This is a genomic window from Lysobacter sp. SCRH-1R, from assembly GCF_057747855.1.
On record NZ_CM173227.1, the window covers coordinates 1,232,510 to 1,252,395 of the forward strand.

Annotated in this window: 17 protein-coding genes and 1 pseudogene; 6 read left to right on the plus strand and 12 right to left on the minus strand. The window is 68.4% G+C overall.

Going from position 1 to position 19,886, the window contains the following annotated elements; all coding sequences use genetic code 11:
- Positions 1-37: 37 nt before the first annotated feature.
- The 4 genes from pstA to pstS (AC3ANK_RS05635) form a co-directional block, all read right to left on the minus strand.
- On the minus strand, positions 38-937 hold the full coding sequence (pstA, locus tag AC3ANK_RS05620; RefSeq protein WP_484172346.1) for a phosphate ABC transporter permease PstA: 900 nt from the start codon (positions 935-937) through the stop codon (positions 38-40).
- Positions 937-1,908 (minus strand): phosphate ABC transporter permease subunit PstC, encoded by a 972-nt coding sequence (pstC, locus tag AC3ANK_RS05625; RefSeq protein WP_206859496.1) that lies wholly within the window; start codon positions 1,906-1,908, stop codon positions 937-939. Before pstC ends, pstA begins: the two co-directional genes overlap by 1 nt.
- 304 nt (positions 1,909-2,212) lie before the next feature.
- The gene (pstS, locus tag AC3ANK_RS05630) at positions 2,213-3,307 is read right to left on the minus strand and encodes a phosphate ABC transporter substrate-binding protein PstS (RefSeq protein WP_484172347.1); all 1,095 of its coding nucleotides are present in this window, start codon (positions 3,305-3,307) and stop codon (positions 2,213-2,215) included.
- A gap of 323 nt (positions 3,308-3,630) precedes the next feature.
- Entirely contained in the window at positions 3,631-4,650 is a 1,020-nt protein-coding gene (gene pstS, locus AC3ANK_RS05635) for a phosphate ABC transporter substrate-binding protein PstS (protein WP_484172348.1), read from the minus strand.
- Between the two features lie 228 nt (positions 4,651-4,878).
- On the opposite strand from pstS (AC3ANK_RS05635), the gene AC3ANK_RS05640 reads away from it, so the two are divergent.
- A complete protein-coding gene (locus tag AC3ANK_RS05640; protein ID WP_484172349.1) occupies positions 4,879-5,922 on the plus strand; it encodes an acyltransferase family protein in 1,044 nt (347 codons plus the stop codon).
- An 84-nt stretch (positions 5,923-6,006) separates the two neighbouring features.
- Here the strand turns inward: AC3ANK_RS05640 and AC3ANK_RS05645 are convergent, their stop codons facing one another.
- The 4 genes from AC3ANK_RS05645 to AC3ANK_RS05660 all read right to left on the minus strand — a co-directional run bounded on the left by AC3ANK_RS05645 (position 6,007) and on the right by AC3ANK_RS05660 (position 9,290).
- The gene (locus AC3ANK_RS05645) at positions 6,007-7,167 is read right to left on the minus strand and encodes an OprO/OprP family phosphate-selective porin (RefSeq protein ID WP_206859491.1); all 1,161 of its coding nucleotides are present in this window, start codon (positions 7,165-7,167) and stop codon (positions 6,007-6,009) included.
- Between the two features lie 235 nt (positions 7,168-7,402).
- A complete protein-coding gene (nth, locus tag AC3ANK_RS05650; protein ID WP_484172350.1) occupies positions 7,403-8,119 on the minus strand; it encodes an endonuclease III in 717 nt (238 codons plus the stop codon).
- A complete protein-coding gene (locus tag AC3ANK_RS05655) occupies positions 8,116-8,508 on the minus strand; it encodes a hypothetical protein (protein WP_484172351.1) in 393 nt (130 codons plus the stop codon). The genes nth and AC3ANK_RS05655 overlap by 4 nt, the downstream gene beginning before the upstream one ends.
- Complete coding sequence (locus tag AC3ANK_RS05660) at positions 8,508-9,290, minus strand: enoyl-CoA hydratase/isomerase family protein (protein WP_484172352.1); 783 nt, start codon at positions 9,288-9,290, stop codon at positions 8,508-8,510. Before AC3ANK_RS05660 ends, AC3ANK_RS05655 begins: the two co-directional genes overlap by 1 nt.
- 219 nt (positions 9,291-9,509) lie before the next feature.
- Between AC3ANK_RS05660 and AC3ANK_RS05665 the strand changes: the two genes are divergently transcribed.
- From AC3ANK_RS05665 to AC3ANK_RS05680, 4 genes and pseudogenes are all read left to right on the plus strand, one after another.
- On the plus strand, positions 9,510-10,193 hold the full coding sequence (locus AC3ANK_RS05665; protein WP_206859486.1) for an FKBP-type peptidyl-prolyl cis-trans isomerase N-terminal domain-containing protein: 684 nt from the start codon (positions 9,510-9,512) through the stop codon (positions 10,191-10,193).
- Between the two features lie 317 nt (positions 10,194-10,510).
- Positions 10,511-11,331, plus strand: a pseudogene (locus AC3ANK_RS05670) (CoA pyrophosphatase).
- Positions 11,328-12,191 (plus strand): sulfurtransferase, encoded by an 864-nt coding sequence (locus AC3ANK_RS05675; protein ID WP_484172353.1) that lies wholly within the window; start codon positions 11,328-11,330, stop codon positions 12,189-12,191. The pseudogene AC3ANK_RS05670 and the gene AC3ANK_RS05675 overlap by 4 nt, the downstream one beginning before the upstream one ends.
- Before the next feature lie 143 nt (positions 12,192-12,334).
- Entirely contained in the window at positions 12,335-13,639 is a 1,305-nt protein-coding gene (locus AC3ANK_RS05680; protein WP_484172354.1) for a substrate-binding domain-containing protein, read from the plus strand.
- Between the two features lie 98 nt (positions 13,640-13,737).
- Here AC3ANK_RS05680 and AC3ANK_RS05685 read toward each other — a convergent pair whose 3' ends face one another.
- A complete protein-coding gene (locus tag AC3ANK_RS05685) occupies positions 13,738-14,511 on the minus strand; it encodes an enoyl-CoA hydratase/isomerase family protein (protein WP_484172355.1) in 774 nt (257 codons plus the stop codon).
- Positions 14,512-14,603: 92 nt separating this feature from the next.
- Here AC3ANK_RS05685 and AC3ANK_RS05690 point away from each other — a divergent pair, with 92 nt between their 5' ends.
- Positions 14,604-15,047, plus strand: a complete 444-nt coding sequence (locus tag AC3ANK_RS05690) for a copper chaperone PCu(A)C (protein ID WP_484172356.1) — start codon at positions 14,604-14,606, stop codon at positions 15,045-15,047.
- Between the two features lie 89 nt (positions 15,048-15,136).
- Here the strand turns inward: AC3ANK_RS05690 and AC3ANK_RS05695 are convergent, their stop codons facing one another.
- From AC3ANK_RS05695 to AC3ANK_RS05705, 3 genes are all read right to left on the minus strand, one after another.
- Positions 15,137-15,520: an acyl-CoA thioesterase gene (locus AC3ANK_RS05695; RefSeq protein ID WP_484172845.1), complete on the minus strand. Its 384-nt coding sequence runs from the start codon at positions 15,518-15,520 to the stop codon at positions 15,137-15,139.
- 155 nt (positions 15,521-15,675) lie between these two features.
- Complete coding sequence (gene uvrA, locus AC3ANK_RS05700) at positions 15,676-18,684, minus strand: excinuclease ABC subunit UvrA (protein ID WP_484172357.1); 3,009 nt, start codon at positions 18,682-18,684, stop codon at positions 15,676-15,678.
- Positions 18,685-18,997: 313 nt separating this feature from the next.
- Positions 18,998-19,834 carry an OmpA family protein gene (locus tag AC3ANK_RS05705; RefSeq protein WP_484172358.1) on the minus strand — a complete coding sequence of 279 codons (837 nt, stop codon included), beginning with the start codon at positions 19,832-19,834 and terminating at the stop codon, positions 18,998-19,000.
- Between the last annotated feature and the right edge of the window lie 52 nt (positions 19,835-19,886).

A 19,886-nucleotide genomic window follows, 5' to 3' on the forward strand; every position in this document is an offset into this window, starting at 1 on the left:
GGTGGTCCGGGGCGAAAGGCCCGAGAGGTTCGAAAGGTCAGTCATGGCTGATCCGGTTGCGCAGCACGATGGCGCGCGCGACGAGACTGATGAGGAGGACGAAGACGGTCAGCACCAGTGCGCCGGCCCAGGCCAGCACCTGCCACGACTCGTACGGGCTGCCGGCGAACTGGTTCATCACCACCGGCACCGAAGCCATCGGCTGCAGCACGTTGGTGGACCAGTACTGGTTGCCGAACGCGGTGAACAGCAGCGGCGCGGTTTCGCCTGAGATGCGGGCCAGCGCGAGCAGCACGCCGGTGACGATGCCCGCCGACGCGCTGCGGTAGAGCACCTGCACGATCACCTTCCACTGCGGCACGCCGAGCGACAGCGCGGCTTCGCGCATCTGCGCCGGCACCAGGCGCAGCATCTCGTCGGTGGTGCGCACCACCACGGGCAGCACGATGAAGGCCAGCGAGATCGCGCCGGCGAGCGCGGAGAAGTTGCCGCCGGTCTGCATCACCACGAGCGTGTAGACGAACAGGCCCAGCACGATCGACGGCGCCGACAGCAGGATGTCGTTGACGAAACGCACCACCGTGCCGAACCTGCGTGCGTGGCCGTATTCGGCGAGCCACGTGCCGGCGGCGATGCCCAGCGGCGTGCCGATCAGGATGGCAATGACGCACATCACGGCGCTGCCGAAGAAGGCGTTCATCAGGCCGCCTTCCTGCATCGGCGGCGGCGTGTTCTGCGTGAACAGCGCCCAATTGATGCCGCCGATGCCCTTGGCGATCAGCGTCCACAGGATCCAGCCCAGGAAGAACAGGCCGAACAGCGCCGCCGCGCAGGCCAGCACGAGGGATACGACGTTGATGATGCGACGGCGGCGGTACAGCGCGTCGGCGACCTTGAATTCGCGTTCGGTCTTCACGGACACGGTGGGGGCGCTCATCAGTTGCCCTCCTTGCGCGCGAGCTTGAGCAGCATGAAGCGCGCGATCGCGAGCACCACGAAGGTGACGATGAACAGCACGAAGCCCAGCAGCAGCAGCGCGGAACGGTAGGTTTCGGTCGCCTCGCCGAAGTCGTTGGCGATCAGCGCGGCGATGGTCGTGCCGGGTTCGAGCAGCGACGCGGAGAAGTTCACGCTGTTGCCGATGACAAAGGCGACCGCCATCGTCTCGCCCAGCGCGCGGCCCAGGCCCAGGAAGATGCCGCCGATCACCGCCGAGCGCGTGTACGGCAGGACGATGTCCCAGCTCACTTCCCACTTGGTCGAACCCAGCGCGTAGGCCGATTCCTTCAGGCGCGTGGGCACGGTGAGGAAGACCTCGCGCATCACCGACGAGATGAACGGGATCACCATGATCGCCAGCACGATGCCGGCGGTGAGCATGCCGATGCCCAGCGGCGGGCCCTGGAACAGGGCGCCGATCACCGGCAGCGTGCCGGCGTGGTCGTTGAGCCACGGCGTGACGTATTCGGTCATCACCGGCACGAGCACGAACAGGCCCCACATGCCGTAGATGATCGAGGGAATGCCGGCGAGCAGTTCGATCGCCGTGCCGATCGGGCCGCGCGCCCAGCGCGGCGCGACTTCGGTGAGGAAGAAGGCGATGCCGAAGCTCACCGGTACCGCGATCAGCATCGCGATGAGCGCGGTGACGACGGTGCCATAGATCGGAACGAGCGCGCCGTACTGGTCCTCGACGGGGTTCCATTGCGCGCTGAAGAAGAAGCTCAGGCCCTCGCTCTCGAGGACGTGGCGCCCGCCCCACAGCATCGACAGCGCCGCGCTGGCGAGCGCGACGAGCACGAAGACCACGGTGCCGGTGAGGACGTAGCGGAACAGCCGGTCGTTGCGCGCGTCCTTGTGGTCGCGCGATGCGGGGACTTCGACGGCGGGGAGGGTGGTGGCGTTCATCCGGAGGTCGTGGCCGCGTGGTGGTGCCGCGTTGGGGATTCGTGAACCGGAGCGGGTCCGGTGTGGCTCGTCATTCCCGCGAAGGCGGGAATCCATGGACGTTTCGCCGACTCGCCGGGAGAGAGGGAGTGCGGGCCGGTGCTGCGTTCATGGGTTCGCCGCTTCGCGGGATGACGGTGACGCGGGTGATCGTTGCTTCGCTTGCGCGTGGGTGGAGCTTGAAGTGCCGGAACGGTGGAGCCCCGCGTTCGGGGGGATGACGATTTGGCAAAGGCCTGCGCGCGAAGCGCGCAGGCGCAAATCGTCACTTGAACTCAGCCGCCCAGTAAGCCTCGACCTGCTGCACCAGCGCCGGCGGCAGCGGGACGTAGTCCAGCGCCTGCGCCTGCGACTGGCCGTTCTCGAAGGCCCACTTGAAGAACTCGCGCGTGTCGGCCGCACGCTTGGCGTCCTTCGGCGTCTTGTACATCAGGATGAAATTGGTCGCGGTGATCGGCCACGCCTGGTCGCCCGGCGCGTTGGTGATCACCAGGTTGAAGTCCTTGGCGCTCGCCCAGTCGGCACCCGCGGCGGCGGCCTGGAAGGTTTCGGCGCTCGGCTGCACCCAGTTGCCCGCGGCGTTCTGCAGCGAGGCGAAGGCCATCTTGTTCTGCAGCGCGTAGGCGAGTTCGACGTAGCCGATCGAGCCCTTGATCTGCTTCACGTAGGAGGCGACGCCTTCGTTGCCCTTGCCGCCCACGCCGCCCGGCCACTGCACCGAGGTGCCTTCGCCGACCTTCGACTTCCACTCCGGCGAGACCTTGGAGAGGTAGTTGGTGAAGTTGAACGTGGTGCCCGAACCGTCGGAGCGGTGGACGATGTTGATCTTGGTCGACGGCAGCGCCAGGCCCGGGTTCACCGCGGCGATCGCCGGATCGTTCCAGGTCGCGACCTTGCCACTGAAGATGTCGGCCAGCAGCGGGCCGGTGAGGCGCAGCTTGCCGGGCTCGATGCCTTCGATGTTCACCACCGGCACGACGCCGCCGATCGCCGACGGGAACTGGCCGAGGCCCGCGGTGGCGAGCTCGTCGGACGGCAGCGGCTTGTCGGACGAACCGAAGTCCACCGTGCCGGCCTTGATCTGCGCGATGCCGCCGCCGGAACCGATGGACTGGTAGTTGACCTTCGCGCCGGTGGCCTTGTTGTAGTCGTCCGACCACTTCGAGATCAGCGGGTAGATGAAGGTCGCGCCGGCGCCGGTGATCTGCGCGGCGACCTTGTCGCCGGCCTGCGTGGCGGCGCCCGCGCCCGCGTCGGCGGCGCTGGCCGGTGCGTTGTTCTCGCCGGCCGGCTTGCACGCGGCGACGGTCAGGGCGATGGCGAAGGCGAGGGCGGCAATGCGGGCCGACGACGGGTTCATGCGCAACTCCAGGTGTGGTGGATCCGGCTGCGTGCCGGGCTGCGCCATTTGATGATCTTTTTGTTACAGCGCTATGACATCCAGTCGTCACATTTCTGCAATGGGGCGTGGGCGGGCGGGAGCTGTCGAGGCTGTTGTGGTGCGGCTAAGCTGTTGTAGCCCGGGGAAGCGAAGCGCACCCCGGGGGGATGCGACTTCTCCGGAGCTTGCGGCACCCCGGGTGCGCTCCGCTTACCCGGGCTGCAAATGCGCGGCGCCCCTCCCCAAAAGCGAAAGACGGGCCTCGCGGCCCGCCTTTCGTGGCACCTGAATCCGCGGGCGGATCAGTAGTTCATGTTCGTCGACCAGTAGGTCTCGATCTGCTGCACCAGCGTGTCCGGCAGCGGGACGTAGTCCAGCGCCTTGGCCTGCTGGTCGCCGTTGGCGTAGGCCCAGCGGAAGAATTCCTTGGCGTTCTTCGCGCCGTCGGCGTTCTTGGGCTGCTTGTACATCAGGATGAAGTTGGTCGCGGTGATCGGCCAGGAGTTCGCGCCCGGGGCGTTGGTCATCACCAGGTAGAAGTCCTTCGCGTTGCCCCATTCGGCGCTGGCGGCGGCGGCCGAGAAGGTCTCGTCCGACGGCAGCACGTAGTTGCCGGCGGCGTTCTTCAGGCGCGAGTAGGCCATCTTGTTCTGCAGCGCGTACGACAGCTCGACGTAGCCGATGCCGCCGACGATCTGCTTCACGTACGCGGCCACGCCCTCGTTGCCCTTGCCGCCGATGCCGACCGGCCACTTCACGGCCGTGCCTTCGCCGACCGTGCTCTTCCAGTCCGGCGACACCTTCGAGAGGTAATTGACGAAGTTGAACGTGGTGCCCGAACCGTCGGAGCGGTGCACGACGGTGATCTTGCGCTCCGGCAGCTGCACGCCGCCGTTCAGCGCGACGATCGCCGGGTCGTTCCACATCTTGATCTTGCCCAGGAAGATGTTGGCCAGCGTTTCGCCGTCCAGCTTAAGCGCGCCGGAGGCGACGCCCGGGACGTTGATGACCGGCACCACGCCGCCGATCACCGACGGGAACTGCGCAAGGCCGTGCTGCGCGAGTTCTTCCGGCTTCAGCGGCGCGTCGGAGGAACCGAAGTCGACCGTCGCGGCCTTGATCTGCGCGATGCCGCCGCCGGAACCGATCGACTGGTAGTTGACCTTCTTGCCGTTGGCCTTGGCGTAGTCGGCCGACCACTTCGACATCACGGGGTAGACGAACGACGCGCCGGCGCCGGTGACGTCGGCCGCCTGCGCGTTGATCGCGAAGGTGCCGGCGACCGCGAGCGCGGCGATGCGGAACTGGATGGACTTGAACACGATGCTCTCCTGGAGTGACGACGGGCCGTGCCCGTGCGTGGCGCATTTGATAACCGTTGGATGACAGCGCCGCGTCGTTCATGTGTCAGTGCCATGACGTGGCTTCCGCCGGCGTGGCACGCGATCGTCACGCGGCCCTCACGGCGCAAGGCGTGTATGGCCGCCTGAGCCCGGCTGTTGCGTTTGCTTTCCGACTGGCGACGGATCGCCCCATGAAGGAGCCGAACCGTGCCCGCAGCGCCGTTCTGTCCCGTCGAGAAGCTCGACAGCGTGCAGGTGCTCCGCGCGCTGGCCGCGGTCGCGGTGGTGACGCACCACATCAGCCTGTTCGGCAATGGGGCATGGGGCGTCGACCTGTTCTTCGTGATCAGCGGCTTCATCATGTGCTTCGTCACGGAGAACTCCGGCCGGCACTTCTTCGCCAAGCGCGTGATCCGCGTGGTGCCGCTCTACTGGGCGGGGACGATCGGCCTGTTCTGCGTGGCGGTGTTCCTGCCCGGCTTCCTGCGCGAGACGCGACCGGACCTGCTGCAGCTGCTGAAGTCGCTGTTCTTCATCCCGTACCGGAACGGCGACAACGTCTTTCCCATCATGTTCCTGGGCTGGACGCTGAACTACGAGATGTTCTTCTACCTGCTGTTCGCCCTGTCCATGGCGATCAGCCATGCGTATCGGGCGGCGATCTGTTCGGCGCTGCTGGTGGCGCTGGCGCTGATCGGGTGGGCGGTGGATTCCACGTCGGTGGTGTTCGAGTTCTATACCGCGCCGATCCTGGTGGAGTTCGCGTTCGGCATGGCCTGCTACCGGATCCACGCGCTGCTCCGGCAATCGCGACCGCAGGGCCCGGGGAGGATCGCGCGAACGGTCATGGGCGTGGTGGGGATCGCGCTGATCGCATGCATGCCGGTGCTGGCCGATGACGCGAAGGACCTCGGAAGGCTCGTCGCCTGGGGACTGCCGGCGGCATTGGCGTTCCTGCTGCTGGTGCGCGCGCTGTCGAACCGGCGCCTGCCGCGGCTGGCGGTGCTCGTCGGCGATGCGAGCTATTCGCTGTACCTGTTCCATCCCTACGTGCTGAACGTCGCGAACCGCGTGCTCCGCGCCATCGGCGTGCACGAGACGTACGCCGTCGCGCTGCTGAAGGTCGCGCTGTGCTGCACGGTGGCGGTCGTGCTGTACCGCCTGCTGGAATTGCCGATGACGGCCTGGCTGCGTTCGCTGTTCCTCTCGCGCGCTCCTTCGCGTGCGACGGAAGAGGGCGCCGCCGCCTAGCGTTGCGTCCGCGTCGGGCAAAAAAAGGGCGCGACTCGCGTCGCGCCCGGAGGGGGAGGAAACAGAAGCGGTGTCGCGTTGCGATTACCAGAAGAACTGCATGCGGGCTTCGAGGATGTTCGGGTCGTCCTTCAGCTCGCCCTTCTCCTGCTTCACCGCGACGTAGTTCAGCATGAACTTGAAGTTGGAACGCCAGTACCAGTTGACGCCGGCGGTCCAGCTGTCCATCTCGCCGCCGACGACGTCGCCGTCGGTCAGGTCGATCGTGTCGTAGCGCAGGCCCAGCTGCCACATGCCGACGCCGGGGTTGTCCGGCAGGCCGGTGGTCGGCACGCCGCCCTTGTAGCCCCAGGTCTCGCCGGTGATGTTCCACAGGCCCGAGACGTAGAAGCCGTCGCCGCTGAAATCGTCGGAGGTGCCGTAGCGCTTGACGTCGGTGGTCATGTACTCGGCCTGCAGCTTGACCGGGCCGGTCACCCACAGGGCCTCGGCGCCGATCACGCTGTTGCGGTCGGCATCTTCGAGGGTGCGCGTGTCGACGAAGCGGGTGGAGACCATGTCGGCCATCGGGCGCGCGCGCAGGCGGATCGCATCGCCATCGGTGTCCTTGTCGGTGTAGGACGCGCCGATGTGGAAGATGTTGCCCTGCTCGTTGATCGGCGCCCAGTAGCCGCGCACGCTGTAGCCGTTTCCGTGCTCGCGGTTGCGGGTCAGTTCGCGGGTGAAGTAGCTGCCGGTCAGGCCCCAGTTCGAATCGCCGACGTTGTACTGCATGCCCAGGCGGCGCGCGGTACCGATCGAGTTGGTGATCGACGACTTGGAAATGAAGTCGTTGTTCTTGGTCGACGACAGCTCTTCCATCGTCGCGCCCGGCTGCTTGAACTGGCCGAGCTGGATGAAGTGGTTGGAGTTGTTGCCGAACTTGTACTTGGCGTTCACGTCGAGGAACTTGTCGTCCTTGGCGTCGTAGCCCAGCACCCACTCGACGTTGCCCGGGCCCTTGCCCTTGAGCACCAGTTCGGCGCGGCGCAGTTCGTTCAGGTAGTCGTCGCCGTCGAGGTCGGACGAGGAGTCCGCGCCGTAGTCGATGGTGTCGGTGTCGAACTTGTAGAAGTCGGCCTGGACCAGGCCTTCGAAGGAGACTTCCGAACCGCCGATCACGTCGAGGGTGATTTCGGCGTGCGCGGCCGGCGCGACGAGGGCGGCGAGCAGCGCGACGGACAGGGTGCTGCGGGACAGTTTCATGGACGTAGCCCTTGGAGGCGTTGGTGAAGGAACGCTGCGCAGGCTAGGGTGTGAAAGTTGCGTAAATGTGACAGCGCTGACTTATTTCGCTGCGATGACCGGGCGATGACGGTGTTCGCATCCGCCTTTGTAGCCCGGGTAAGCGAAGCGCACCCGGGGAACCCGACGACCTCTCACCCCGGGTGCGCTTGGCTTACCCGGGCTACAAGGGCCGGTCGCGACGGCTGGCGAACGCTCAGGTCGCGATCGCGTCCGGCTCGCCCCGCGTCTTGTCGGGGAAGCGGCAGATGTCGCGGATGACGCAGTGCGGGCAGTCCGGCCGACGCGCCTTGCACACGTAGCGGCCGTGCAGGATCAGCCAGTGGTGCGCATCGTGCAGGTATCCGGGCGGGACGACCTCGAGCAGGCCGTCCTCGACCGCGCGCACCGTCTTCCCCGGCGCCAGGCCCGTGCGGTTGGCGACACGGAAGATGTGCGTGTCCACCGCCATCGTCGGTTCGCCGAACGCGGTGTTGAGGACCACGTTCGCGGTCTTGCGCCCGACGCCCGGCAACGCTTCCAGCGCCTGGCGATCGCGCGGCACCTCGCCGCCGTGCTGTTCGATCAACTGCTGCGCCATCGCGACGACATTGGCCGCCTTGGTGTTGTACAGGCCGATGGTGGAGATGTACGGCTTGAGGCCTTCGACGCCGAGCTTCGCGATCGCCTGCGGCGTGTTCGCCACCGGGAACAGCTTGCGCGTGGCCTTGTTGACGCCCACGTCGGTGGCCTGCGCCGACAGCGTCACCGCCACCAGCAACTCGTAGGGCGTGGAGAATTCCAGTTCGGTCGAAGGCTTGGGATTGAGCGCCTTCAAGCGCGCGAACATCGTCTCGATTTCCACCGCGGACAGGCGGCTCACGCGCCGCGCGCGCTTGCTCGCGGCCTTCTTCTTCGTTGCGGCGGGCGTCATGGCTTGTGGCGTTGCGCGGCCTTTTCGCGCGCGCGTGCGAGCGCGGCGGCGGCGGCGGAGGGCAGGGCGGAAGGCGGAGGCGCGGCGACGTCGCTCGGCGGAGGCGGCATGCGCGTTTCCGCGCGTTCGCGCGCGCGGCGTTCGAGGCGGGCATTGCGCGCGCGGTAGCGTTCGCGCGCGGCGAGCGCGGTTTCCCGTTCGCGTCGCGCGTCCGACAGTCGCGCGCGGCATGCTTCATCGCACGAGGCGCATTCGATGGCGCGTTCGAGCAGGCCCAGCCCGATCGCGGCGTCCACGTCGCCGACGGCCAGCGCGGCGTTGATCGCGTGTGCCGCGTCGCCGCGCGGATCGGCGCAACCGCACACGCAGGCGTCGGGCGCGCCGTGCATCACTGACCGCTGAAGGCCGGCTTGCGGCGTTCGAGGAACGCGCTCGTGCCTTCGCGCATGTCCTGCGTGGCGAACATCAGGCCGAACTGCGCGGTCTCGTATTCCAGCCCTTCCTCGATACCGCATTCGCCGCCGACGTTGACGCAGTCGAGCACGCCGCGCAGCGCGAGCGGCGCGGAGTTCGCGAGCTGGTCGGCCAGCTTCATCGTTTCGGCTTCCAGCTCCGCTGCGGGGACCACGCGGTTGACGATGCCCAGTTCGCGCGCGCGGCCGGCGTCGATGGGTGCGCCGACCAGGCACAGCTCCAGCGTCGCCGCACGGCCGGCCAGCCGCAGCAGGCGCTGGGTGCCGCCGAAGCCGGGGATCAGGCCGAGGTTGATCTCCGGCTGGCCGACCTTGGCGGTGTCGGCCGCGATGCGCAGGTGGCAGCCCATCGCCAGCTCCAGCCCGCCGCCGAGCGCGAAGCCGTTGATCATTCCGACGACCGGCTTGGGCATTTTCTCGACCCGCCGCATCAGCTTCTGGCCTCGCAACGAAAAGTCGCGACCCTGGACCGGCGTCAGCCCGTTCATCTCGGCGATGTCCGCGCCGGCCACGAAGGCCTTCGGGCCGGCGCCGGTCAGGACCACGCAGCGGACCGCCGGATCGGCCGCAGCCGCCTCGAACGCCGCCAGCAGGGCGTCCAGGGTCGCGGCGTTGAGCGCGTTCAGCTTGTCGGGGCGGTTGACGGTGATGACGCGGACGGCGCCGCGGTCGGCGGTGATGACGGGCGTTTCGGACATGAAAGGGGCGGTCCAGGAGACGGGAAAAAGGGTGGAATTTGTCGTCCCGGCAGGCGCGGAACTTCGGCCGGGAGGCGGTGTCTGAGCCGGTCGGCGTCAGTGGCGATTAAGCACGGGCGCCGGTATCCTAGCGCGTCCATCCGGGTCCATTCGACCGGTGCGGGCCTTATCACTAAGGAGCGGTAGTCCCGCCCCGATCCATTACGGAGATCCATTCGAATGAAGTTGCGTTTGATCGCTGCCGCCGTCGCGGCCCTGGCCCTGACCGGCACTGCCGCCGCGCAGAACACTTCGACCGAGCAGGGCAAGCTGAGCTACGCGCTCGGTTACGACCTGGGCCGCAACGCCATCGAAAGCGGCGAGCAGGTCGACGTCAACACCATCATCAAGGGCCTGCAGGACGGTTACGGCAAGAAGCAGCCGTCGGTGCCGGTCGACCAGCTGCGCACCGCCGTGCAGAACATGCAGCAGCGCCAGCAGGCCAAGGCGAAGGCCGCGTGGGACAAGGCCGCTTCCGAGAACAAGACGAAGAGCGACCAGTTCATCGCCGCCAACCGTTCCAAGGCCGGCGTGAAGTCGCTGCCGAGCGGCGTGCAGTACCGCGAGATCGAGAAGGGCACCGGCGCCAAGCCGACCCAGGCCAGCACCGTGCAGCTGGAAGTCGCCGGTCCCTACGCGTGGGGCGAGCGTCCGCAGCAGGCGCGTCCGGCGCAGCAGATCCCGTCGATCAAGGTCAGCGACATCGAGATGGCCGCCATGCGCGAAGCGCTGCTGCAGATGCCGGCCGGTTCGAAGTGGGAAATCACCCTGCCGGCCGACAAGGCCTATGGCGCCGACCCGCGCACGCCGTTCCCGCCGAACGTCGCCGTGCAGTTCGAAGTCAAGCTGGTCAGCGTGAAGTGACGTTCCGGCCCGCTCGCGCATGGCGCGAGCGGCTTTGCCGGACCGTCATCCCCGCGAAGGCGGGGATCCGGGGCCGTAACGCCTGAAGACGTGTATCACCCATCGAGCCGGCACTGCCGGCTCGATGTGTTTTGCGACCCGATCACCAGAGACTTGGCTTGTACGTCCGAGTGATCGCGATCGCGTACGTCCAACATCACCGCTGAAACGGCATCGGCCAGGATCCCGGCCTTCGCCGCGATGACGGGAAGCGCTTGCGAAGCGCCGCACCGAGACAGGTTGAATCCCACGCACTCCCGCCTTACGTTGATCGATCCATGAACACCTTCTTCCGCGCCGTGCTGAGTCCCTGCATCGGCATCTGCTCGCTCGACGACGACGGCCTCTGCACCGGTTGCCATCGCACGACCGCGGAAATCGCACGCTGGTCGCAGATGAACGACGACGAACGCCTGCGCCTGATGGAAACCGTCCTGCCCGAACGCGAGTCGCGCCGCCGGTGAACCGGACGGCCGCCATGCCCATCGTGCTTCCCGACTGGCCCGGCCTCGCGTCCGCGCTGCATCCGCTGGCCGAACCGCCGCCCGGTCCCGGCTGGAACCTCGCCGAACTGCACGACCTGGTGCCCGACGATGCGGTCAGCATCGAAGCCGCCGTGCTGGTCGGCCTGGTTCCGCGCGACGCCGGCACGCAGGTGCTGCTCACGCGCCGCACCGACGCGCTGCGCCAGCATGCGGGGCAGGTGAGCTTCCCCGGCGGTCGCGTCGAACCCGACGACGCCGACGCCGTCGCCGCCGCACTGCGCGAAACGCACGAGGAGATCGGCGTCGGCGCGGGGCAGATCCAGCCGCTGGGCTATCTCGACCCGCTTGCGACGATCACCGGCTACCGCGTGCAGCCGGTCGTCGCGGTGCTCGCGAACGACTACGTCGCGCGACCCGATCCGAACGAAGTCGCCGACGTGTTCGAGGTGCCGCTGGCCTTCCTGCTCGATCCGGCCAATCTCGCCACGCACACGCTCGATTTCCGCGGCCGACCGCGCCAGGTCTTCGAGTACCGCTATCCCGCGCAGCGCATCTGGGGCGCGACCGCCTCGATGCTCTACAACCTGCGCCAACGCCTGGAGGCGATCCGATGAGCGATCCGAATGCAACGTGGACCACGCTGGTGTCCGCCGAGGACCTGGCCGCCGCGCTCGGCCGCGAAGACCTGGCGATCTTCGACACGCGGCACAGCCTGGCCGAACCCGAAGCGGGCGAAGCCGCTTACGACGCCGCGCATGTTCCGGGCGCGTTCTATGCGCACCTCGATCGCGAGCTGTCGGATCACCGCAAGGCGCATGCGGGACGTCATCCATGGCCGGAACTGCAGGACTTCGCCGCCGCGCTCGGCCGCTGGGGCGTGACTCCGCAAACGCAGGTCGTGGTGTACGACGCCGCCGACGGCGCGCTCGCCGCCGCGCGCATGTGGTTCCTGCTGCGCGCGCTGGGGCACCGGCGTGTCGCCGTGCTCGACGGTGGCCTGCAGCGCTGGCAGACGCTCGGCCTGCCGGTCGATGCGAACCGGCCGGTCGCGAAACCCGCGCCGCCGTATCCGGCGACGTTCGACGAAAATCGACTGCTCGATGCCGCGCAGGTGCAGGCGCATCTCGATGCCGGCGGCGTGCTGGTCGATGCGCGCGCCGCCGAACGTTTCCGGGGCGACGTCGAGCCGATCGACCGCGTCGCCGGCCACGTGCCCGGCGCGATCAACCGTCCTTATGCGATGACGATGCGCGACGGCCGTTTCCGTCCCGCGCAGGAACTCGCACGCGAGTTCGCCGACGTCCTCAAGGGGCGCGACCCGCGCGACGTCGTGGCGATGTGCGGCTCCGGCGTGACCGCGTGCCACCTGCTGCTCGCGCTGGAGCATGCGGGCCTGGAGGGTGCGCGACTGTTCACCGGTTCGTGGAGCGGTTGGATCGACGATCCGTCGCGACCGGTCGCGCGCGGGTCCTGATGTTCCGATCCGGCCGGTTCGACGCTCCGGCCGCCATGAAGCGCGGGCGGTAACCTGCGCGTCATTTACGTCCCCGATCCTTGCGCGATTTCGCACAGGGGGCGTGCGCGATGTCACGCGTCGCTAGTTGGTTTGTTGCAGTTGTGTTGTTCGTCGCGAGCGCGCACGCGCACGCCCAGGTGGATGCCGAACGCGTCCGCATCCACGGATCGCAGAGCATCGCCGCGCGGCTGGTGCCGGCCGTGGCGGAGTCGTGGCTGCGCGATATCGGCTACCAGGACATCCGTCGCCAGCAGCCGAGCCCCACGCTGACGGAGATCCACGCGCAGCGCGACGGCATGCCGCTGATCGTGGAAATCCAGGCGAACAGTTCGGCGCAGGGCTTCCAGGACCTGGTCGACGGCAACGCGCACGTCGCGATGATGACGCGCCGGCCCGACGCCGCAGAACTCGACGCGGGCTGGCAGCTGGGCGACCTGGCTTCGCACGACCAGGAATTCGTACTGGCGCTCGACGGCGCGGCGGTGGTCGTGAATCGCGAGAACCCGCTCGCCCGCCTGAGCTTCGCGCAGCTGCGCCGCGTGCTGTCGGGACAGGTGCGCGACTGGCGCGAGTTCGGCGGTCGCGGCGCGGTGCGCCTGCACATGGTCGCAAGCGCCAATTCCGCGCGCGATCTCATCGACGAACGTGTGATGCGGGGAGCGGCCTACGCGCCCGCCGCGCAACTGCATGGCGATGGCGAATCGCTGGTGCGCGCGATCGCGAAGGATCCCGGCGGCATCGGCTTCGTCACGCTGCGCCAGCCGTGGGGCGCGGGCGTGCGTCCGCTCGCATTGTCCGATGGCGGTCGTGCGGTCGCGCCGACGCGGCTGGCGGTGCAGAGCGAGGATTACCCGCTCACGCGCCGCTTCCATCTTTATGGCAGCCAGATGATGGGCGCGCTCAGCCGCAGCTTCGCGCTGTACGCGATGGGCCAGCGCGGACAGGACGCGGTGACGCGTGCCGGCCATTTCGCCGTGACGCTGCGCCCCGGCTACGCACCGCCGACGCTGTTCGGGCCGAAGGATTATCGCGACCTCGTCGCCAGCGCCACGCGCCTGCCGCTGAGCCTGCGCTTCAATCTCACCGGCATCAACGAGAGCGGCGTCGCGGCGAGCGTGTACGACAGCCGCGCGGTGCGCGACGTCGAGCGCATCGTCGCCTTCATGCAGTTGCCGGTGAACCGTGGTCGCCGCCTGCTGGTGGTGGGCTTCGCCGACGTGGCCGGAAGTTCGGTGGCGGCGACGATGATGAGCAACGATCGCGCCGACCTCGTCGCGCACGAGCTGATGGCGCGCGGCGTGCCGGTGCTGCATGCGCGCGGCGTCGGCGCGCAGGTGCCGCTTGCGGCCTCCGGCACGCCGTCGGCGCGTTATCGCAACGAGCGGGTGGAAATCTGGGTGCTGTGAGTTCGCCGCATTTGTAGCCCGGGTAAGCGAAGCGCACCCGGGGCGGCGTGACAGGTCCCGGGTGCACTGCGCTTACCGGGGTTACACAAGCGCGGCTCTTACTTCCCGAGCTTCGCAACGAGCGCCTTCAACGCGCCCTGCGTCGCCGGATCGCTCCACGCGGCGATGAATTTCGGCAGTTGGATCTGCTCCGGCTGCATCGCGGCGACCAGGTCCGCGCGGGCGATCGCGCGGGTCTGGCGCATCACCGGCTGCGGCAATTTCAGCAACTGCGCGAGCCATTCGCGCGCACGCGCCGCGACCTGGTCGGCGGGCACGAGCTCGTCCACCAGCCCGATGCGTTCGGCGCGTTCGGCCTCGACCATGTCGCCGGCGACGACGAGGCGCTCGGCGCGATACGTGCCGACGACGCGCTGCATCAGTCGCAGGATGCCGACCGGCACCACCAGTCCGACCTGCGTTTCGTTGAGGCCGATGCGGAAGGGCTTCGCGGGATCCTCGCTGCGCGCCATCACGCGGTAGTCGCAGCACAGCGCCAGCACGCAGCCGCCCGCGGGCGCGTGGCCGCCGATCGCGGCGACGACCGGCACGGGGCATTCGGCGATGGCGCGCGCGGCATGGAAGAAGCTTTCCCACGCCGACATCAGCGCATCGCGGTCATCGCCGAGCGACAGCAGGTGCGGCACGTCGAGGCCCGCCGAGAACACCTTCGCGCCACCCGCCAGCACGACGCCCTGCGCGCCGCCATCGACCGCCTGCGCGAGCGCGGCGGCCAAGTCGTCGCACAACTGCGGATTGAGCGCGTTGACCGGCGCGCGCGCCAGCCGGAGTTCGACGATGCCGTCGGCGGAATGGGATTCGACTAGGCTCATGGGCGGTGTTCCCGGAAGTGGCGGGCGGACGATGCGTGAACGGCGCGGCCCAGCGACGGAGCCGCGCGGACGACCGCGGGTATCATAGGCCCATGAACGCGACCTCGATCCGACTCGGCCTGCTGGCCCTCACGCTGGCGGCATCGTCCGCCGCTTCCGCTGCAGATTGCAGCCTCAAGGTGGTCGAAGGCTGGGTGCGCATGCCACCGGCCGCGATGCCGATGATGGCCGGCTTCGCCCGCATCGAGAATCCGTGCGCGAAGCCGCTGACGATCGTCGGCGCAAGCAGCCCGGCGTTCGGCGAGGTCGAGATGCACGAGACGCGCGTGGTCGAGGGCGTCAGCCGCATGCGCGCGGTGCCGGAAGTGCGCATCGCGCCGGGCGAGGCGGCGGTGTTCAAGCCGGGCGGCCTGCACCTGATGCTGATGGAGCCGGGCGCGGCGCTGAAGCCGGGCAGCAAGGTGGCCATCGAGTTCGCCACGAAGGACGGCGGGAAGGCGTCGGGCGAGTTCGTGGTGAAGAAGGCGGGCGAATAGGGCGCCTGATCGCTTCTTCGAAAACAGGGGCGGAAACACAAACGGCGCCTTGGCGCCGTTTTTGTCCTGGGGCGATGCGCAGCCGCGCCTTACGAGCACGCCTCGCGGACCGCCACCGGCAATTCCGCCGCACGTCCGGTGCCGCGATCGATCCACACCATCACGACGTTGCCGTCGCAATAGAGCACCGACTCGTCGTGCGCATCGACGATGCGATGGCCGATGCTCACGCTGGTGTTCCCCAGGCGTTCGACGAACAGCTCGATGTCCACTTCCGCCGGCCATTCGATCGGGCGGCGATAGTTGAGGTTCGCGGCGGCGACGACGGGCGCGACGTGGTCGTCCAGTCCCTGTCCCGGCACGCCAAGCATCCAGCGCAGGCGCGCTTCCTCGAGATAGCTCAGGTACTTCGAATTGTTGACGTGGTTGAACGCGTCGAGGTCGCGCCAGCGCACGGAGAGCGGGACGCGGATGAGTGCAACGGGCGCGTCGTGCGCTTCCGCCGCAGGCCCTTCGGGGGCTTGCGGCTTCGGGGCGGCGGCGGGCACCGCGCTTTCGCGGGTCTTCTTCGCCGCCGGCTTGCGCTTGCGCGCCGGCGTCTTGCGGGGCTTCGGTGTCGCGGTGTCGCTCATGCGGCGGATTTCTTCTTCGTGTTGTTCTTCTTGGCGGCGACCGTCTTCGCGGCCTTCGTCGTCTTCGCCTGCACGCGCTTCGATGCGGTCGTCTTCGCAACCGCCTTGCCACCGGCCTTCGCCGCAGCCGGCTTCGCCTTGCGCGCCGGCGCCTCGGGCTTCGTGCCCAGCAGCGGTGCGAGGAAGCGTCCGGTGTGCGAGTGCGGCAGCGAGGCGATTTCCTCCGGCGTGCCGCAGGCCAGGATGGTGCCGCCGCGATGTCCGCCTTCCGGCCCCAGGTCGATCACCCAGTCGGCCGTCTTGATGACGTCGAGGTTGTGCTCGATCACCACCACCGTGTTGCCGTCGTCGCGCAGGCGATGCAGCACCGTGAGCAGGTGTTCGATGTCGTGGAAGTGCAGGCCGGTCGTGGGTTCGTCGAGGATGTACAGCGTGCGGCCGGTGTCGCGGCGCGAGAGTTCCTTCGACAGCTTCACGCGCTGCGCCTCGCCGCCGGACAGCGTGGTCGCGCTCTGGCCCAGCTTGATGTAGCTCAGGCCCACGTCCATCAGCGTTTCGAGCTTGCGCGAGATCGCCGGGATGGCCTCGAACAGGTTCAGCGCATCCTCGACGGTCATCTCCAGCACGTCGTTGATGTTGTAACCCTTGTAGAGGATCTCCAGCGTTTCGCGGTTGTAGCGCTTGCCGCCGCAGACGTCGCACGGCACGTACACGTCCGGCAGGAAGTGCATCTCGACCTTGATCAGGCCATCGCCCTGGCACGCCTCGCAGCGACCGCCGCGCACGTTGAAGCTGAAGCGGCCCGGCGAATAGCCGCGCGCACGCGCCTCGGGCACCTGCGCGTACAGCTCGCGCAGCGGCGTGAACAGGCCGGTGTACGTGGCCGGATTAGAACGCGGCGTGCGACCGATCGGCGACTGGTCGATATCGACGACCTTGTCCCACAGCTCGATGTTCTCGTACTCGCGATACGGCGCCGCCGTATGCGAGGCGCCATTGAGCTCGTTGGCGGTGATCGCGAACAGCGTGTCGTTGATCAGCGTCGATTTGCCCGAGCCGGATACGCCGGTGATCGCCGTGAACAGCCCCGACGGGATCGCCAGGTCGACGTCCTTGAGGTTGTTGCCGCTGGCGCCGCGCAGGTGGAAGGTGGTCTTCGCGTCGGGCTTGTGGCGCCGGGCCGGGATCTCGATGCCACGCTTGCCCGACAGGTACTGGCCGGTGAGCGAACGCGGCGCCTTGAGGATGTCCTGCAGCGTGCCGTGCGCGATCACTTCGCCGCCGTGCACGCCCGCGCCGGGACCGATGTCGACGACGTGGTCGGCCAGGCGGATCGCGTCCTCGTCGTGTTCGACCACGATCACCGTGTTGCCCAGGTCGCGCAGGCGCGTGAGCGTGCCCAGCAGGCGCTCGTTGTCGCGCTGGTGCAGGCCGATCGACGGCTCGTCGAGCACGTACATCACGCCGACCAGGCCGGCGCCGATCTGCGAGGCGAGACGGATACGCTGCGCCTCGCCGCCCGAAAGCGAATCGGCCTTGCGTTCGAGCGTGAGGTAATCCAGGCCGACGTCCACGAGGAAACGCAGGCGGTCGGAGATTTCCTTGACGATCTTGATCGCGATCTCGCCGCGCCAGCCCGGCAGGTTGAGCGCCTTGAAATGCGCCAGCGCTTCGTCCACCGGCATCACGACGATGTCCGGCAGCGGACGCTCGGCCACGAACACGTTGCGCGCGGCGCGGTTCAGGCGCGCGCCGCCGCAATCGGTGCAGGCGCGCTCGCTGATGTACTTGGCCAGTTCCTCGCGCACCGCCGCCGATTCGGTTTCGCGATAGCGGCGCTCCAGGTTCGGCACGATGCCTTCGAAACGATGCTTGCGCTGGCTGCGCCCGCCGCTTTCGGTGAGGTAGGTGAAGGTGATGGTCTCGTCGCCGCTGCCGAACAGCACCGCGTCGCGCGCCTTCTTCGGCAGCGACTGCCACGGCGCATCGACGTCGAACCTGTAGTGTCGCGCCAGCGACTGGATCAGCTGGAAGTAGTAGGCATTGCGGCGATCCCAGCCGCGCACCGCGCCGGCCGAGAGCGAGAGTTCCGGATGCACCACCACGCGGTTCGGATCGAAGAACTGCGCCACCCCCAGGCCGTCGCACGTCGGGCACGCGCCCACCGGCGAGTTGAACGAGAAAAGGCGCGGCTCCAGTTCCGGCAGCGAGTAGTCGCACACCGGGCAGCTGTACTTGGACGAGAACAGCAGCGGCGCGGCTTCGCTGTCGTCGAGCGACATCACCTGCGCCATGCCGTCGCCGAGCTTCAGCGCGGTCTCGAAGGATTCGGCCAGGCGCTGCTTGATGTCCTCGCGCGGCTTGAAGCGGTCCACGACCGCTTCGATGGTGTGCTTCACGCGCAGCGCGAGCGGCGGCACGGCGTCGATCTCGTGCAGCACGCCGTCCACGCGCACGCGCACGAAGCCCTGCGCGCGCAGCTGTTCGAACACCTGCGCATGCTCGCCCTTGCGTTCGCGGATCACCGGCGCCAGCAGCATGTAGCGCTGCTCGCGGCCGGCCTCGGTGGCGCCGAGCGCGACGACCTGGTCGACCATCTGGCTGACCGTCTGCGCTTCCAGCGGATAGCCGTGGTCCGGACAGCGCGGCGTGCCCACGCGTGCGTAGAGCAGTCGCAGGTAGTCGTAGATCTCGGTGATCGTGCCGACGGTGGATCGCGGGTTGTGCGAGGTCGACTTCTGTTCGATCGAGATCGCCGGCGACAGGCCCTCGATGTGGTCGACGTCCGGCTTCTCCATCACCGAGAGGAACTGGCGCGCGTAGGCCGACAGCGACTCGACGTAGCGACGCTGGCCTTCGGCGTAGATCGTGTCGAACGCGAGCGAGGACTTGCCCGATCCCGACAGCCCCGTGATCACGATGAGCTTGTCGCGGGGGAGGTCGAGGTCGATGTTCTTGAGGTTGTGCGTCCGCGCGCCGCGGATGCGGATGTAATCCAGCGCCATCGGTTGCCTGTATGGGGAGGGTCGCCGCCGCGGAGCGCGGGGCGAACAGGGGAGCGTATCGACAGGCGTAGATGGGGGCAAATCGCCGGAACCAAAGGCACGCGCGGCGGGGCGTGGAGCAGGGTTCAGGGGTGTTCCACGCGGGGTGGCTGAACGATGTGCGCGCACGCGGTGCGGGCGACAGCTCCCTCCCGTGCGAATGCCAGCGGGCCATGTCCCGATGGCCCGGGGGAGGGGCGAAGTGGCGTGCGGCAACGCCCGGTTCGCGCATGCCTCGTCCCGGGTGCGCTCCGCGTATCCGGCTACAACAGCGTCAGAGCAGCTGGAACGACGCCGCCTCGCCGCTGCCCGCCTGCGCGGTGGTTTCCAGCGCCGCCGGGCTCACGCCGTTGACGATCAGCTGGACCTTGATGGCTTCCGCGCGCTGCTGCGCCAGCGACGGATCGTCGGCCGCAGGCCCGGCGATCTGCAGCCGCGTGCCCTCGCCGGAGGCCTGGATCACCTGCGCGGCCTTGCTCAGCAGCGCCAGGCTGTCGGGCGCGACGCGCGCGCTGCCGGGCTCGAAGCGGATTGGCGTCTGCGTCACGGCCTCGTTCAGCGCCTTCACCAGCGATGCACCGGAAGTGCCGGGCTTCACCTGCGCCAGCACCGCGCTCGCAGCGTCCGTGGGCGCGCCGTCGCCCACGCCCTGGAACAGGCCGGTGTAGGCGTAACCGGGGTAGAGCAGTTCGGCGCGGGCGAGCAGCGCGTTGCGGTCGGTCTCGGTGGCGTGGCCGTGCAGTTCGATGCGGCGGCCTTCGAACGACACCGCCGCGCCGGGCTGGATGAACGATTCCAGGAACTTCGGCAGCGCGTCCTGCCACGGAGCGGGGCGGGCGCCGCGATCGACCTTGAGCTCGCCGGACACGCGGCCATAGGCGCGTGCGAGCGTGGCCTCGATCGACTGCCGCGCGTCGTCGCTGCCGACCGTGCCGTCGTAGCGCACGGCGCCGTTGTTGTTGACCAGGTTCAGGGTCGCGTCGAACTGCGCGACCGGCGCGGCTGCGACCGGCGGCGGCGTCTGGGAAGCGGGGGTGTCGCGGTTGCAGGCTGTCGTCGCGGCGACGGCCGCCATCAGCATCATCGGGAGGATCGAACGGGAACGGACCATGGGCACTCCATCGCGGGGCATCGGGAGGAAGGGCCCGGCGGACCGGGCCCTT